At 71.9% G+C, this 14,425-nt stretch carries 14 protein-coding genes; 10 read left to right on the forward strand and 4 right to left on the reverse strand.

Features of this window, described 5'->3' with window-relative positions:
• Positions 1–23 precede the first annotated feature (23 nt).
• Both Q9S71_RS01230 and Q9S71_RS01235 read right to left on the reverse strand, forming a co-directional pair.
• Positions 24–962, reverse strand: coding sequence for an aldo/keto reductase (locus Q9S71_RS01230; protein ID WP_311860092.1), 939 nt, complete (start codon positions 960–962; stop codon positions 24–26).
• 35 nt (positions 963–997) lie between these two features.
• Complete coding sequence (locus Q9S71_RS01235) at positions 998–1,360, reverse strand: winged helix-turn-helix transcriptional regulator (protein ID WP_082886173.1); 363 nt, start codon at positions 1,358–1,360, stop codon at positions 998–1,000.
• A gap of 108 nt (positions 1,361–1,468) precedes the next feature.
• On the opposite strand from Q9S71_RS01235, the gene Q9S71_RS01240 reads away from it, so the two are divergent.
• The 4 genes from Q9S71_RS01240 to Q9S71_RS01255 all read left to right on the forward strand — a co-directional run bounded on the left by Q9S71_RS01240 (position 1,469) and on the right by Q9S71_RS01255 (position 5,036).
• Entirely contained in the window at positions 1,469–2,329 is an 861-nt protein-coding gene (locus tag Q9S71_RS01240) for an NmrA family NAD(P)-binding protein (protein ID WP_311860093.1), read from the forward strand.
• A gap of 75 nt (positions 2,330–2,404) precedes the next feature.
• Positions 2,405–3,445 (forward strand): LLM class flavin-dependent oxidoreductase, encoded by a 1,041-nt coding sequence (locus Q9S71_RS01245; protein WP_311860094.1) that lies wholly within the window; start codon positions 2,405–2,407, stop codon positions 3,443–3,445.
• Positions 3,446–3,523: 78 nt separating this feature from the next.
• Positions 3,524–4,174 (forward strand): dihydrofolate reductase family protein, encoded by a 651-nt coding sequence (locus tag Q9S71_RS01250; RefSeq protein ID WP_311860095.1) that lies wholly within the window; start codon positions 3,524–3,526, stop codon positions 4,172–4,174.
• A 37-nt stretch (positions 4,175–4,211) separates the two neighbouring features.
• Positions 4,212–5,036, forward strand: coding sequence for an HAD-IIA family hydrolase (locus Q9S71_RS01255; protein WP_217530835.1), 825 nt, complete (start codon positions 4,212–4,214; stop codon positions 5,034–5,036).
• Between the two features lie 13 nt (positions 5,037–5,049).
• Here Q9S71_RS01255 and Q9S71_RS01260 read toward each other — a convergent pair whose 3' ends face one another.
• Complete coding sequence (locus Q9S71_RS01260; protein ID WP_311860096.1) at positions 5,050–5,547, reverse strand: DUF427 domain-containing protein; 498 nt, start codon at positions 5,545–5,547, stop codon at positions 5,050–5,052.
• 72 nt (positions 5,548–5,619) lie between these two features.
• Here Q9S71_RS01260 and Q9S71_RS01265 point away from each other — a divergent pair, with 72 nt between their 5' ends.
• On the forward strand, positions 5,620–6,249 hold the full coding sequence (locus tag Q9S71_RS01265; protein WP_311860097.1) for a helix-turn-helix transcriptional regulator: 630 nt from the start codon (positions 5,620–5,622) through the stop codon (positions 6,247–6,249).
• Between the two features lie 7 nt (positions 6,250–6,256).
• On the opposite strand, the gene Q9S71_RS01270 is transcribed toward Q9S71_RS01265, so the two are convergent.
• Positions 6,257–8,047 carry a serine hydrolase gene (locus Q9S71_RS01270; RefSeq protein WP_311860098.1) on the reverse strand — a complete coding sequence of 597 codons (1,791 nt, stop codon included), beginning with the start codon at positions 8,045–8,047 and terminating at the stop codon, positions 6,257–6,259.
• A 4-nt stretch (positions 8,048–8,051) separates the two neighbouring features.
• Between Q9S71_RS01270 and Q9S71_RS01275 the strand changes: the two genes are divergently transcribed.
• Genes Q9S71_RS01275 through cydC form a run of 5 tightly spaced genes read left to right on the forward strand, consistent with a single transcriptional unit; the run spans position 8,052 to position 14,425 of the window.
• The gene (locus tag Q9S71_RS01275) at positions 8,052–8,603 is read left to right on the forward strand and encodes a hypothetical protein (protein WP_311860099.1); all 552 of its coding nucleotides are present in this window, start codon (positions 8,052–8,054) and stop codon (positions 8,601–8,603) included.
• 32 nt (positions 8,604–8,635) lie between these two features.
• Positions 8,636–10,063, forward strand: a complete 1,428-nt coding sequence (locus tag Q9S71_RS01280; protein ID WP_311860100.1) for a cytochrome ubiquinol oxidase subunit I — start codon at positions 8,636–8,638, stop codon at positions 10,061–10,063.
• Positions 10,064–10,072: 9 nt separating this feature from the next.
• Positions 10,073–11,107 (forward strand): cytochrome d ubiquinol oxidase subunit II, encoded by a 1,035-nt coding sequence (cydB, locus tag Q9S71_RS01285; protein ID WP_217530831.1) that lies wholly within the window; start codon positions 10,073–10,075, stop codon positions 11,105–11,107.
• A gap of 22 nt (positions 11,108–11,129) precedes the next feature.
• Positions 11,130–12,767 carry a thiol reductant ABC exporter subunit CydD gene (cydD, locus tag Q9S71_RS01290; RefSeq protein ID WP_311860101.1) on the forward strand — a complete coding sequence of 546 codons (1,638 nt, stop codon included), beginning with the start codon at positions 11,130–11,132 and terminating at the stop codon, positions 12,765–12,767.
• Entirely contained in the window at positions 12,764–14,425 is a 1,662-nt protein-coding gene (gene cydC / locus Q9S71_RS01295; RefSeq protein WP_311860102.1) for a thiol reductant ABC exporter subunit CydC, read from the forward strand. Before cydD ends, cydC begins: the two co-directional genes overlap by 4 nt.

The raw sequence follows: 14,425 nt of genomic DNA on the forward strand, positions 1-14,425 counted from the left end.
CGGCGGCATCCGTCCCGGGTCGGTCAGCCGACGAACGGTGCCGAGGCGTCGTCGAGCGCGGCGACCTCGTCGGGTGCCAGCTCGAGCGTCGCGCCGGCGATGAGACCCTTGACCTGGTCGACGCGCGAGGCCGAGGCGATCGGGACGGCGCCCTTCGCCCGCAGCCACCCGAGGGCGGCGGAGGCGACCGAGACGCCGTGGGCGGCCGCGACGTCGTCGAGGGCGGAGAGCACCGCGAGCCCGTCGGCCGTCGCGTACTTCGCCGCCGATCCCGCGCGGGGCGAGGACTGCCCCGCGGTGTCGGCGGAGCGGTACTTGCCGGTGAGGAATCCGCTCGCGAGGGCGTAGTACGGCACGACGGTCAGCCCGAGCTCGGCCGCCGTCGGGACGACGTCGCGCTCGACGGCGCGGTCGACGAGGTTGTAGGCGGGCTGGGTCGCGATGGGTTCGGCGACCCCCTGCTCGCGGGCCAGGCGTACCCACTCGCGGGTGCGCTCGACGGAGAAGTTCGACACGGCCGGGTAGCGGATGAGTCCGTCGGCGACGAGGGAGCCGAAGGCGGCGACGGTCTCCTCGAGCGGGGTGTCGGGGTCTTCGGCGTGCGCGTAGTACACGTCGATGGTGTCGACGCCCAGCCGGGCGAGCGATGCCTCGGCGGCCGCGCGCACGTTGTCCGCCGACAGGCCGGGGAACTCGGGGTGTTTCGAGACCTTGGTCGCCACGACGACGCCTTCGGGCCGCCGCGAGGCGATCCACTCGCCGATGATGCGCTCGCTCTCGCCGCCCGAGTTGCCGGGGACCCACGCGCTGTAGACGTCCGCCGTGTCGATGAAGTCGCCGCCTGCGGCGGTGAAGGCGTCGAGGACGGCGAAGGACGTGTCGCGGTCGGCCGTCCAGCCGAAGACGTTGCCGCCGAGCGACAGGGGGAACACGGTCAGATCGCTGGTACCGAGAACAGTCATGATTTCGATCCTGACACGGCCGCGGATGCCGGGGCTCAGCGCGCGACGATCTCGTCGGCGTTCGCCTGGATCCACGTCATGAGGGGCGTCATCCGCTCCATGAGCTCGACGCCGCGCGGGGTCAGGGAGTACTCGACGCGGGGCGGGACCTCGGGGTAGGACGTGCGCGCCACGATCCCGTCGGCGGCGAGGGTGCGCAGCGTCGTGGCCAGCATCTTCTCGCTGATGCCGTCGACGCTGCGACGCAGCTCGCCCCAGCGACGCGTGCCGTCGGTGAGCGCGAGGAGGACGAGGACGCCCCACTTGCTCATCACGTGGTCGAGGACGACGCGCGACGGGCACGCCTCGCTGAAGATCCCCGGCGACTCCTGCCGCATCCGCTCGAAACTCACCGACACGTCAGCAGCTTACCTGAAAGTGGGTACCCTCCGATCGGAATGCATGGGGGTCCGGTCGAGGTTGTCCCGGCTGTCGCGCGCATCGCGCGATCATCGAAAGGACTCGCCATGACCATCCTCGTCACCGCCGCCGGCGGCCAGCTCGGACACCTCGTCGTCGACGCACTGCTCGCCCGCGGCGCCGCCCCGGAGAGCATCGTCGCCGGAGCCCGCACCGTCGCGAAGGCCGCCGACCTCGGCGACAGGGGCGTGCGCGTCGTGCCGCTCGACTACACCGTGCCCGAGTCGGTAGACGCCGCCCTCGAGGGTGTCCACATCGTGCTGCTCATCTCGGGCTCGGAGCCGGGCGGGCGCCTCGCCGGCCACCTGACCGTCATCGACGCCGCCGCCCGCGCCGGTGTCGCGAAGCTCGTCTACACGAGCGTCTCGCACGCCGACACCGTCGACCTCGTCCTCGCCCCCGACCACAAGGCGACCGAGGAGGCGATCGCGGCCAGCGGCATCCCCGCCGTGATCCTGCGCAACAACTGGTACATGGAGAACTACGCCGGCGACCTGGCCGGCGCGGCGCAGACGGGTGTCTTCTCTGCCGCCGTCGGCGACGCCGCCGTGGCCGCCGCCGCGCGAGCGGACTACGCCGACGCCGCCGCGGTCGTCCTGCTCGAGGACGGGCATCTCGGCCGCACGTACGAGCTCGCGGGACCCCGCGCCTCCTACGCCGACATCGCCGCCGCCATGGGCGAGGTGCTCGGGCGCGAGGTCGTGTACGCGCCGGCGACCCCCGACGAGCTGGCGGCGCGGCTGGCGTCGTTCGGGCTCGATGAGGGCACCGTCGGGTTCGTCGTCGCCCTCGACGGCGGCATCGCCCGCGGCGCCCTCGACGTCGCCTCGTCTGACCTGACCGACCTCATCGGGCGCCCCGTGACGCCCTGGACGGACGCGCTGCGCGCCGTGACGCCCGCGAGCTGACCCCTCGCACGCTCCCGCGGCCGCGACATCCTTATTCATCGGAATGGATGCCGCGACCGCGGCGTTGTGCCCGGTATGCAACGCTTCGGAACGCTGTCCTTCGGCCATTACGGTCCCCTCGGCGGGGGTCGCGAACTCACCGCCGGCGACTCGATGCTGCAGGCGATCGACCTCGCGCAGGGCATGGACGAGCTCGGGGTGAACGGCGCGTACTTCCGCGTGCACCACTTCGCCCGTCAGCAGGCCTCCCCCATGCCACTGCTCGCCGCGATCGCGGCGCGCACCTCGCGCATCGAGGTCGGCACGGGCGTCATCGACATGCGCTACGAGAACCCGCTCTCCCTCGCGGAGGAGGCGGCCGCGGTCGACCTCATCAGCGACGGACGGCTCGCGCTCGGCGTGAGCCGCGGGTCACCCGAGAGCGTCATCCGCGGCTACGAGACCTTCGGCTACACCGGGTCGACCGACCCGCGCGGCGCCGACATCGCCCGCGAGCACTTCGAGCTGTTCCTGCGCGCCGTGGAGGGCGAAGGACTCGCCGAGAGCGACCCGCACAGCCCGTTCGGCGGCGGCCACGGGCTGCAGCGCATCGAACCGCACTCCCCTGGGCTGCGCTCGCGCATCTGGTGGGGCGCCGGCAACCGCGACTCAGCCGAATGGGCGGGACGCATGGGAGTCAACCTCATGTCGTCGACGCTGCTGACCTCGGCCGACGGTCGCCCCTTCGACATCCTGCAGGCCGAGCAGATCGACGCGTTCCGCGCGGCCTGGCGCGAGGCCGGTCACGCGGGAACCCCGCGCGTCTCGGTGAGCCGCAGCATCTTCCCCATCACGACCGCGGAGGACGCCATGTACTTCGGCGGCCGCTCCGACGGCGACCAGATCGGGATCATCGACGGCATGCGGTCGACCTTCGGCAAGACCTACGCCGGCACCCCCGACGAGCTCGTCGAGCAGCTGCGGCACGACGCCGCGGTCCGCGAGGCCGACACGCTCATGCTCACGATCCCGAGCCAGCTCGGTGTCGCGTTCAACCTGCGCCTCGTCGAGTCCTTCGCCCGCTACGTCGCCCCGTCGCTGGGGTGGACGCCGACGCACGAGGTCGCCACTGCGTAGCTCTCCCGTCGACGCGGGCGGGCGTCGTGCGGCACACTGGAGCGCCTGGTTTCGTCAGCCGTTCCCGGAAGGACCGCAATGACACGCGTCCGCGTCGACCTCAACATCTCGCTCGACGGCTTCGCGACGACGACCGATCAGACGCCGGAGAACCCGTTCGGCGACGACTGGGGCAGGCTCACGCGGGACTACACGGTGACCCGGACCTTCCGGCAGCGCGTGCTGCACGACACCACCGGGGAGGGCACGACGGGTGTCGACGACGCCTACGCGGAGCGGTACTTCGCGGAGCTCGGTGCGGAGATCATGGGCGCCGGCATGTTCGGTCTGCACGCGAACCCCGACGACCCCGACTGGCGCGGATGGTGGGGCGACGAGCCGCCCTTCGGCTTCCCGGTCCTCGTCCTCACACACGCGCCGCGGGCGCCGATCGTGTTCGCGAACGGGACGGAGTTCCATTTCCTGACGGCGACACCCGCCGAGGCGCTGGCTCGCGCCCGCGAGCTCGCGGGCGGTCGGGACGTCCGGATCGGAGGCGGCGCCGAGACGGTGCGCGCTTTCCTGCGCGACGGGCTCGTCGACGACCTCCACGTCGCGATCGTCCCGATCCTGCTCGGCCGCGGTGTGCGCCTGTGGGACGACCTGCGCGGCCTGGAGAGGGACTACAGCGTCACGTCGGAAGCCGCCGAGAGCGGGGTCGTCCACACGACCTTCCGTCGCGGGGCCTGAACCGGGAGGAAGGCCCGCGCGGGCATAGGGTGTACGCATGCGGACCCGCGCGGACATCGAGTGCTGGCTGACCGACATGGACGGCGTGCTCGTACACGAGAACACGCCGATCCCCGGCGCCGCTGAGCTGCTCGAGCAGTGGCGCGACGAGGGCACCCCGTTCCTCGTGCTCACGAACAACTCGATCTTCACGCCGCGCGACCTCAGCGCCCGGCTGCGCGCGTCGGGACTCGTCGTGCCGGAGGAGTCGATCTGGACCTCGGCCCTGGCGACCGCGGACTTCCTCGCCTCGCAGATGCCGGGCGGCACCGCGTTCGTGATCGGTGAGGCCGGTCTCACGACGGCCCTCCACGAGGCGGGCTTCATCATGACCGAGACCCGCCCCGACTACGTCGTCGTCGGCGAGACCCGCAACTACTCGTTCGAGGCGATCACCAAGGCGATCCGCTTCATCGGCGCCGGCTCCCGTTTCATCGCCACCAACCCCGACGCGACCGGCCCCTCGACCGAGGGCGTCCTGCCGGCGACGGGCGCCATCTCGGCGCTCATCACGAAGGCCACCGGCAAAGAGCCCTACGTCGTCGGCAAGCCCAACCCGATGATGTTCCGCTCGGCACTCAACCGCATCGGCGCGCACTCCGAGAACACCGGCATGATCGGCGACCGCATGGACACGGACGTCGTCGCCGGGATCGAAGCGGGCCTGCACACCGTGCTCGTGCTCACCGGCATCAGCGACACCGCCGAGATCGAGCGCTACCCGTTCCGTCCCGACGAGATCCTCGGCTCGGTCGCCGACCTGGTGCGCACCGAACCGCGCGAGAGCGACTCCCCCGACGTGCAGGCGGCGCTCGGCCTCTGACGGTCGGCGCCGGTCACCAGCCCATCGAGCCCGGCACGCCCTTGAACGGTCCCACGACCTGAGACGTGACCCATCCGCCGTAGAAGCGCCCCGGCTGCGGGGTCACGACCTCACCGGTGACGGTGCACTCGTCCATCTGCTGCGCGTACACCGCCACCCGGTCCGCGAGCTCCTCGTAGCCCGGTTCGGGATGCGGGTAGTTCCACGCCGCCGCAGGGCGGGACACGCCGCCACCGTGGACGTCGAGGTAGCGCGCAGCGCCCTTGAACTCGCAGAAGGACGACCCCTGACCGGGCGTCAGCGCACCGGGGACGAAGTCGTCGATCGGCAGGTAGTAGACGGGCGGGTGGCTCGTCTCAAGCACGCGCAAGGCGCGGCTCGTCGAGACGACGCGTTCGCCGCCGAGGGTGATCGTGACGGTGCCGGTGACCGGTTCGACGCGGGGAGGCCGGGGGTAGTCCCAGACGCTCTCCTGGCCCGGTCCGACGGGGTCGGGGGTGGGATGCCGCATGGTCTCAGATTACGGGCGGAATCACGGGTGAGGGCCGCCCCCGGGCACCCGGCATCCCGCCATAATGAACTCATGACGGCCCGGCGCCCGACCGCCTACAACGCGATCTCCACGTCATCGCGCGTGGAGATCCTCCACCTGCTGCAGACGACTCCGCAGCAGACGGTCGGCGAGCTCGTCGCGGCGACGAAGCTGCATCCGAACACGGTCCGGGAGCACCTGCAGCGGCTCATCGAGCGCGGGTTCGTCGCCACCGAGGTCGAGAAGCGCACGACGCGCGGCCGACCCCGGGTGTTCTACCGCGCCGTCGACGGCGTGAGCGTCTCGAGCCCGGAGCACCGTCGCAAGGTGCAGGCCGCCGCCGAGCGCGGCGACCTCATGCGCCGGGTCATGCCCGAGACCGCCGGGTCGCTGACGGGCGAGGAACAGCATCAGCTCGACGCGCTCGTCGAGCAGCTTCTCGACGGCGGCTTCGACCCCGAGATCGACGAGGACGCCCTCACGATCGACCTGACGCCCTGCGCGCACGCGGCCGATCAGGCGGACAACCGCGAGACGCTCTGCGACGTGCACCTCGGGCTCATGCGGGGCGCCCTCAGCGAGGCGGGCGGACCCTTGGCGGTCGACGGCATGCGCTCGTCGTGCGATCCGCAGCAATGCGTCATCCACCTCCTGCGGCGGCGCCCGGACGCCTCCGCGTGAACCCGCCTCAGTAGGCGAGGTTGGTGCGCAGGGACGAGTACCAGACCCAGGCGTATCCGCCCCGGTAGTGGAGCTTGTACCAGTGACGCTTCGAATCCGAGACCTGCAGCGGCGTGCCCTTCGGGATCGTCCCGCCGACCGCGCCGCCTGCGGACTTCCGCCACGTCGCGTTCTTCGTGGTCCGCACGTGCAGGTCGGAGTGCTTCGCCGCCGCCCCGAACGAGCCGTTGAAGTGGGTGTAGACGGTGCGCGCGATGTCGCGGATGCCGGCCTTCGACGACCCCGCGTCGCCGATCACAGTGAGCACGAAGGTCGCCTTCGGCCCGCGGATGATCGCGGTGTCGGCCTGAAGCAGACCGCCCTTCACCCAGAGCGACCCGGGCTTGGAGGCCTGGTAGGCGGAGGCCGGGATGCCGTTGGGAATGCGGGAGCGGAACAACTGCGTGTGCATGAGATCCCGCAGCAGCGTCGTGTGCGTCTTGTTGAGGATCTGCCCCTTCTCGAGGCGTGCCACCAGCAGGCTCAGATCGTTCGAGGTGGTGCGGTTGCCGGCGTAGAGGACGTCCTGTCCTTTCAGCACGCGCCCGTAGGAGGTCTGCGAGTAGCCGGCGGCGGCGATCTGCTTGTTGAGGTTCGAGACGCCGATCCAGTGCACGAGGTCGGTATGGCAGTAGTTGTCGGACATCCAGATGAGTTCGCGCAGGCACTCCTTGACGGTGAGACCCGACGACAGCTTCGTCGACAGCGACGCCTGCTTCTTCTCTACCCGCTTGAGCGCCGCCCAGGCGACGAAGAGCTTCATCATGCTGGCGGGTTCGCGTCGCGTGGCGCCCGTCTTGCCCGTCAGCACCTCGAGGCCGCCGATCTGCCGCACGGTGACGGCGTAGGACGAGGAGGGATGCCGCTTCGTGGTGGCCGTGATCTTGTCGCGCAGCGTGTTCGCCGCCGCGGTGCGGACGACGGTGCAGCCGTCGCCTGTCAGCACGGCCGCCTGCAACCGGCTGGTCGGACCGATGGCGAGGACGCTGTCCTTTCGCGTGTCGAGGAGGGCGGCCGTGGCATCCGACACGCACTCGGTGCGTGAGTAGAGGAAGGGCTGCCGGAGGGCGCCCGCGACCGCGGCCGCCGTACCGGTCTCGTGGTTGGGGATCGCGACGCCCGAGACCACGACACCGCGGGTGGTCGTGCTCGGGTAGTCGGCGGCCGTGGAGATCGCCACGGCCTCGCTGGTGCCGCCCGCCATGCGACGCACGCTGATCCCGGCGGAGCGGATGCGGTCGACGAACCCCTTCCCCATCATCGAGGCGACGTTCATCATGACAACCTCCTTCGCACCGACGTCCTCCAGCGCCGCCAGCGTGGCGTCGGAGGCCGTGCCGCGACCGTCGACGGCCATGAAGCCGCCTCCCGTCGCGGCGGCGGCCGCCGCGGCGATCGGAGCGGTGTCCATCGTGCGCCCGTCGGCGACGTACACGCGGTCGACGGGGCCCAGGAAGCGCAGGACCGCGCGCGAGAGCGCGTAGGTGTCGGCGCCGGAGATCCGCTCGACGGGGGCCGTCTGACCGAGCACCCGCGCGACCGTACTGTTCACCGACGCCGTCGAGCCGACGACCAGGATGCGCGTCGGCTTCAGCCGGGCGAGTTCGGTCTTGACCGCGGCGGGGATCGAGTCTGGTGCGACGTACAGCATCGGCGCCCGGCGGGCGCCCGCGAGCCCCGCGGCGATCTGCGCGTCGTGGCGTTTGGCGGCGGCGATCACGACCTCGGCGCTTCCGTTCGGGAAGAGGGCGCGGCTCACGGCGATGGTCTGGTCGGCGGCGGTCGCGGCGCTGAGGCGACCCGTCGACGGCATCCGCGGGGCGGGCGGGGCCGCCAGGCGCGCCCCGGCGTCCGGCGTCGGAACGGGTGTCGGCGTCGGCGTGGGTGTCGGGGTGGGCGTGGGAGTCGGGGTAGGCGTGGGCGTGGGCTTCGATGTCGCCGTCGGTGTCGGGCTCGGCGTTGCTGTCGGGGTCGGCGAGACGGTTGGCGACGGTGACACGGTCGGGGTCGGCGACACGGTCCGCGACGGCGAGACGGTTGGCGACGGTGCCACGGTCGGGGTCGGCGACACGGTCGGCGAGGGCGTCGTGCCGGCTGAGGCGGGCCCCGCGGTCAGGACGAGGACCGCCGCCAGCCACGCCGCGGTGAAGGCTGTGGTCCGCCGCACCATCGCGGGAACCCGGGACGAATCACCGCGAGTCATGAGCCCCACCGTAGGCGGCGGAGACCGCTCCCACCATGGCGGTGTCCGGCGCGGCGGCATCCGGGTATTTTGCACGGCCCGATCGGATGCCGCGATCAGCCGGCCGTCGTAGCGTCGGAGCATACCCGTGGAAGGACCAAGCCCGTGGACTTTCTGGACCCGCTCATCCTGGCTCGCCTGCAGTTCGGACTGACGACGCTCTACCACTATCTGTTCGTGCCGTTGACGCTCGGCATGGCGCTCACGGTGGCGATCTTCCAGACGATCTGGCACCGCACCGGCGACGTGACCTGGCTGCACCTGACCCGCCTGTTCGGCAAGATCTTCCTCATCAACTTCGCGATGGGCGTCGTCACCGGCATCGTGCAGGAGTTCCAGTTCGGCATGAACTGGTCCGCATACTCCCGCTTCGTCGGCGACGTGTTCGGCGCCCCGCTCGCCTTCGAGGGCCTCATGGCGTTCTTCTTCGAGGCGACCTTCATCGGCCTGTGGATCTTCGGCTGGGACAAGCTGCCCCGCCGCATCCACCTGCTCACCATCTGGGCGACGGCGTTCGGGTCGATCCTGTCGGCGTACTTCATCCTGACCGCGAACGCCTTCATGCAGAACCCGGTCGGCTACACGCTGAACCCCGACACCGGCCGCGCCGAGCTCACGGACTTCTTCGCGCTGCTGACCAACCCGGTCGCCCTCGCTGCCTTCCCGCACACGATCTTCTCGGCGTTCATGTTCGCCGCGGCGGTCATCATCGCCGTCGCCGCCTGGCACCTGCGCCGCGGGCAGCACGTCGAGACGATGCGTCCGGCCCTCCGCTACGGCATGTGGTTCATGATCATCTCCTTCGCCGGCACCGCCATCAGCGGCGACCAGCTCGGGCTCGTCATGGTGCAGACGCAGCCGATGAAGATGGCGGCCGCCGAAGCCCTGTACGAGAACGCGTGCGGCGCCGACGCATCCTTCTCCATCTTCTCGATCGGCACACCCGACGGCTCGGAGGAGATCTGGTCGCTGCGCGTTCCCTACCTGCTCTCCTTCCTGTCCACCCACACGCTCGACGGCTGCGTCGAAGGACTGAACGACCTGCAGGACCTCTACACGCAGCGCTTCGGCGCGGGCGTCGAGTACCGTCCCGAGATCTGGGTCACCTACTGGTCGTTCCGCTGGATGATGGGCTTCGGCGGTCTCGCCACCCTCATCTCGGTCGCCGGCCTCTGGGTCACGCGGAAGAAGGCGACCCGTCCCGTCGCCGACTGGATGTGGCGCATCGCGATCTGGTCCGCCCCGCTCCCCCTGCTCGGCAGCCTCGTCGGCTGGGTGTTCACCGAGATGGGCCGCCAGCCCTGGATCGTGTTCAGCCTCATGCTCACCGAGGACGGCGTCTCCCCCAGCGTCCCCGGCTGGACGGTGCTCATCTCCCTCGTCGCGTTCACCGCGATCTACGCCTCGCTCGCCGTCGTCGAGTTCCGCCTCATCCTGAAGGCCGCGCAGAAGGGTCCCGACCCCCTGCCCGGGCCCGACGACCCCGACCCACGCGACCTGCCGGTCGACCAGACCCCCTCGACGGTCTACTAGGAGCACGCCATGGATCTCGCCTACCTCTGGTTCTTCGTCGTCGGTGTGTTCTTCGTCGGCTACTTCGTGCTCGACGGGTTCGACTTCGGCGTCGGGATGAGCCTGCCGTTCCTCGGCCGCGACGAGGTGTCGCGGCGCCAGGTCATCAACACCATCGGGCCGGTGTGGGACCTCAACGAGACGTGGGTCATCGTCGCGGGCGCGTGCCTGTTCGCCGCCTTCCCGGAGTGGTACGCGACCCTGTTCAGCGGGTTCTACCTGCCGCTGCTGCTGATCCTGCTCGCCCTCATCCTCCGCGGCGTCTCGTTCGAGTACCGCCACCAGCGCGAGGGGCTCGCGTGGAAGCGCGGCTTCGACCGGATGATCGTCATCGGCTCGGTCGTCCCGGCCCTGCTCTGGGGGGTCGCGTTCGGCAACATCGTCCAGGGGGTGCCGATCGACGCCGACAAGGAGTTCACCGGGTCGCTCCTCACCCTCCTGAACCCCTACGGACTGTGGGTCGGCGTCACCACCCTGCTGCTCTTCTTCCTGCACGGTCTGTACTTCGTGGGACTGAAGGCCGACGGCCGGGTGAAGGAGGACGCTCACGCCCTGGCCCGTCGCGTGGCGATCCCGACGATCCTCTTCGCGGCCGGGACGGTCGTCTGGACCACGGCGATCGCGATGGACCGCGACGCCCCCGCACTGGCGGCGGTGATCGGATGCGGCGTCGCCGCCGCGCTCGCCCTGATCGGCTCCGCCGTGGCCAACCTGCGGGAGCGCGACGGGTGGGCCTTCGCGCTGGGCGCCGTCACGATCGTCACGGCCGTCCTCACCCTGTGGTTCGCGCTGTTCCCCTTCGTCATGCCGTCCTCGACGGACCCGGCGTTCTCCCTCACGATCGAGAACGCGTCCAGCACCGACTACACGCTCGGGGTCATGACGTGGGCGGCGGTCATCTTCCTGCCGGGCATCCTGGCCTACCAGGCCTGGACGTACTGGGTCTTCCGCAAGCGCATCTCGCGGGCGCAGATCGAGAAGGCGGATGCCGCGCCCGCCCACTGAGACGGCGGAGGAGGATCGACCCATGGCCCCCGAGCTCGAACGGCGGCAGCCGCCGGTGGACCCCCGGCTGTGGCGGTACGCGACGGCATCCCGGTCGTTCCTCCTGCTCATCGGACTGCTCGCGCTGGCGCAGACGGCGGTGGTCGTCGGCTTCGCCTTCCTGACGACGCGAGCGGTCGTCGATGCGATCGCGGGACGCGAGATCGCGGGAACCCTCCTCGCCCTGGCGGCCGTCGTCCTCCTCCGCTCGGTGCTCTCGTTCGCGCGCGAGCGGGTGGCCGCCCGCGCGTCGGCGCGCGTCGAGTCGCAGCTGCGGGCGGCCGTGCTCGACGCGATCGCCCGCCTCGGGCCGGGGTGGACCGCGACCCGCAGCACGGCGCAGCTCGCCCTCGTCGCCGGGCGCGGACTCGACGCGCTCGAACCCTACGTCGGCCGCTATCTGCCCCAGCTCGTGCAGACCGTGGTCGCCACGCCGATCCTGCTCGCGGTGATGGGGACCGCGGACGCGGTCTCGGGCCTCACGGTGCTGCTCACCCTGCCGCTCATCCCGATCTTCATGGTGCTGATCGGGCTCGCGACCCGCAGCGTCCAGCGCCGCCAGTGGGACACGCTCACCCACCTCGCCACCCGCTTCGCCGAAACGGTGCAGGGACTGTCCACCCTCACCGTCTTCGGGCGGCAGCATCGCGCCGCGGACTCGATCGAGCGGGTCACCGACGACTATCGGCGCGAGACGATGACCGTGTTGCGGGTGTCGTTCCTGTCGGGGTTCGCCCTCGAGTTCCTCGCGTCGATCTCGGTCGCCATCGTCGCCGTGACGATCGGGTTCCGGCTGCTCGACGGGTCGCTCAGCCTGACGGTCGGGCTCTTCGTCCTCCTGCTCGCGCCCGAGGCGTTCCTGCCGATCCGCCAGGTCGGGGTGCAGTTCCACGCGTCGAGCGAGGGCGTCGCGGCGACCCGCGACGTGTTCGCCATCCTCGACGAGGCCGCCGCGGCGACGCCGTCGGCACCTGCGGCGGCGGCAGTGGACCGGGGCGCGCACGTGCTGCGGCTGACGGACGTCCGAGTGCGCGACCTGCCGCCGGTGGACCTCGAGGCGCGGTCGGGCGAGATCGTCCTCATCGAGGGGCCGAGCGGCGCGGGCAAATCCAGCCTGCTGCACGCCCTCCTGGGCTTCGCGCCCGCGACGGGCCGCATCGAGCTCGACGGCCGCGACGTCCGCACCCTCCCGCCGTCGGCGTGGCTCGCGTGGGCGGGGCAGCGGCCGGGGCTCGCGGCGGGGACGGTCGCGTCGAACGTCTCGCTGGGGGATGCCGCCCTGCCTGCCGCGACGGTCGCCGAGGCCCTGTCGCTCGTGGGGCTCTCCGACGTCGATCCGGAGCAGGTCCTGGGCATTCAGGGTGCCGGACTCTCGGGTGGGCAGGCGCAGCGGGTCGCCGTCGCCCGCGCGATCGCGCGCCACCTGCGCGGGCACGCCCCCGTCCTCGCCCTCGACGAACCGTCGGCCGCGCTCGACGCCGCCGCGGAGGCGCACCTGTGGCGGTCCCTCCGATCGATCGCGGATGCCGGAGCCCTCATCCTGCTCGTCTCGCACCGCACGACCGCCCGCGCGATCGCGGATCGCGTCGTGCGGCTGACCGGTGCGGGGGTGTCGGTGTGACGACGACCCGTGACGTGCTGCGCGGCGCCGTCCCGCCTGTCCGCCGCCTCTGGCCCGCCCTGGCCTCGGGCTTCCTCTCGGAGGCCTCGGCGGTGGCCCTGCTCGCCGTGAGCGCCTGGCTGATCGTGCGCGCCGCCGAGCAACCGCTCGTCCTCTACATCACGACCGCGGTCGTGGGGGTCCGGGCCTTCGCCCTCTCCCGCGCCGTGTTCCGCTACACCGAGCGCCTCGCGGGCCACGACGCGGTGCTGCGCCAACTGGCCCGCACGCGGACCGACCTCGTGCGCCGCCTTCTCCCCCACGCGCCCGCGGGGCTCGCCTCGGCCGGCCGGGGCGATGCAGCGACGGCCCTCGTCGACGACGTCGACGAACTGCAGAACCTGCCGCTGCGCGTCGTCCTGCCGCTCGTGTCGTCGGCCGCCGTCGCGGTCGGCGCCGTCGTGCTCGTCGCCGTCGTGTGGTGGCCCGCCGCCCTCACCCTCGCGGCGTGCCTCGTCGGCGCGGGGGTCGCGGCGACCGCGTGGGGCTGGACGGCGGGCGCCCGCGCCGAGCGCTCGATCGCCCCCCTGCGCGCACGACTCCGCGGCGCGATCCTCGACCACCTCTCGCGCCTCGACGTCCTCGTCGCCTACGGCGCGGAGCACGACTCGCGTGCCGACGTCCGCGCCGCGGACGCGGCGCTGCGGCGCGCCCTGCTCCGGCGCGCCGCGGCGCAGGCGGGGACGGCGGCCCTCGTGTCGCTCGCCGCCGGCGCCGCGACCCTCCTCGCGCTCGTCGCCGCCGCCCCGGCCGCGGCCGAGGGTGCGCTCTCGGGCCCGTCCCTCGCCGTGGTCGTGCTCGTGCCGATGGCGGTGTTCGAGGTCTACACGTCCGTGCCGCTCGCGGCGTCCGCGTGGCGGCAGGTCCGCGCGGCCGCGACGCGTGTCGCGGCCGTCGTCCCCGCCGCGGTGCCGGCGGAGATCCCACCCGCAGGCGCGCCGACGGGGCAGGCACCGCCGCTCGGCGACGGCCTGCGTCTGCGCGGCGTCACGGTCCGCTGGCCGGGCGCCGACCGCCCCGCGCTGACCGCCGTCGACCTCGACGTCCGCCCCGGCGAGCGGATCCACATCGTCGGTCCGAGCGGCGCGGGCAAGTCGACCCTCGCCGCCGCCCTCGTCCGCTTCCTCGCCGCCTCCGGCGAGTACACGATCGGCGCACGCCCCGTCGAGGCGATCGCCCCCGACGACCTGCGACAGACCGTGGGACTGTGCGAGCAGCATCCGATGCTCTTCGACGAGGACATCCGCCAGAACCTGCTCTTCGCCCGCGACACCGCGAGCGACGACGAGCTCGTGCGCGTCCTCGAGCGCGTGGGCCTCGGCGACTGGCTCCGCACGCGCGGCGGACTCGACGCGCGGGTCGGCGAGCGCGGCGCGCTCGTCTCGGGCGGTCAGGCCCAGCGCATCTCGCTCGCGCGCGCCCTGCTGCGCGGCTTCCCCGTGCTGATCCTCGACGAACCGACCGCCGGCGTCGACCCGTCCGCCGCCGATGCGCTGCTCACTGACCTGCTCGGCGCGGTCGACGGGTCGCACGCGGTCGTGCTCATCTCGCACGCCGAGGTCCCGGCATCCCTCGTCGACCGGACCGTCCGCGTCGCGAACGGTCGCCTCACGGCCTGA

The sequence above is a fragment of the Microbacterium gawkjiense genome, assembly GCF_031932225.1.
GTDB lineage: Bacteria > Actinomycetota > Actinomycetes > Actinomycetales > Microbacteriaceae > Microbacterium > Microbacterium gawkjiense.

Coding starts and splice junctions, on each gene's coding strand:
- Q9S71_RS01240 (WP_311860093.1), top strand. CDS start 1,469: ATGACCATCCTCGTCACCGCCGCCGGCGGCCAGCTCGGACACCTCGTC.
- Q9S71_RS01245 (WP_311860094.1), top strand. CDS start 2,405: ATGCAACGCTTCGGAACGCTGTCCTTCGGCCATTACGGTCCCCTCGGC.
- Q9S71_RS01265 (WP_311860097.1), top strand. CDS start 5,620: ATGACGGCCCGGCGCCCGACCGCCTACAACGCGATCTCCACGTCATCG.
- cydD (WP_311860101.1), top strand. CDS start 11,130: ATGGCCCCCGAGCTCGAACGGCGGCAGCCGCCGGTGGACCCCCGGCTG.
- Q9S71_RS01250 (WP_311860095.1), top strand. CDS start 3,524: ATGACACGCGTCCGCGTCGACCTCAACATCTCGCTCGACGGCTTCGCG.
- cydB (WP_217530831.1), top strand. CDS start 10,073: ATGGATCTCGCCTACCTCTGGTTCTTCGTCGTCGGTGTGTTCTTCGTC.
- Q9S71_RS01255 (WP_217530835.1), top strand. CDS start 4,212: ATGCGGACCCGCGCGGACATCGAGTGCTGGCTGACCGACATGGACGGC.
- Q9S71_RS01275 (WP_311860099.1), top strand. CDS start 8,052: ATGGTCTGGTCGGCGGCGGTCGCGGCGCTGAGGCGACCCGTCGACGGC.
- Q9S71_RS01230 (WP_311860092.1), bottom strand. CDS start 962: ATGACTGTTCTCGGTACCAGCGATCTGACCGTGTTCCCCCTGTCGCTC.
- Q9S71_RS01260 (WP_311860096.1), bottom strand. CDS start 5,547: ATGCGGCATCCCACCCCCGACCCCGTCGGACCGGGCCAGGAGAGCGTC.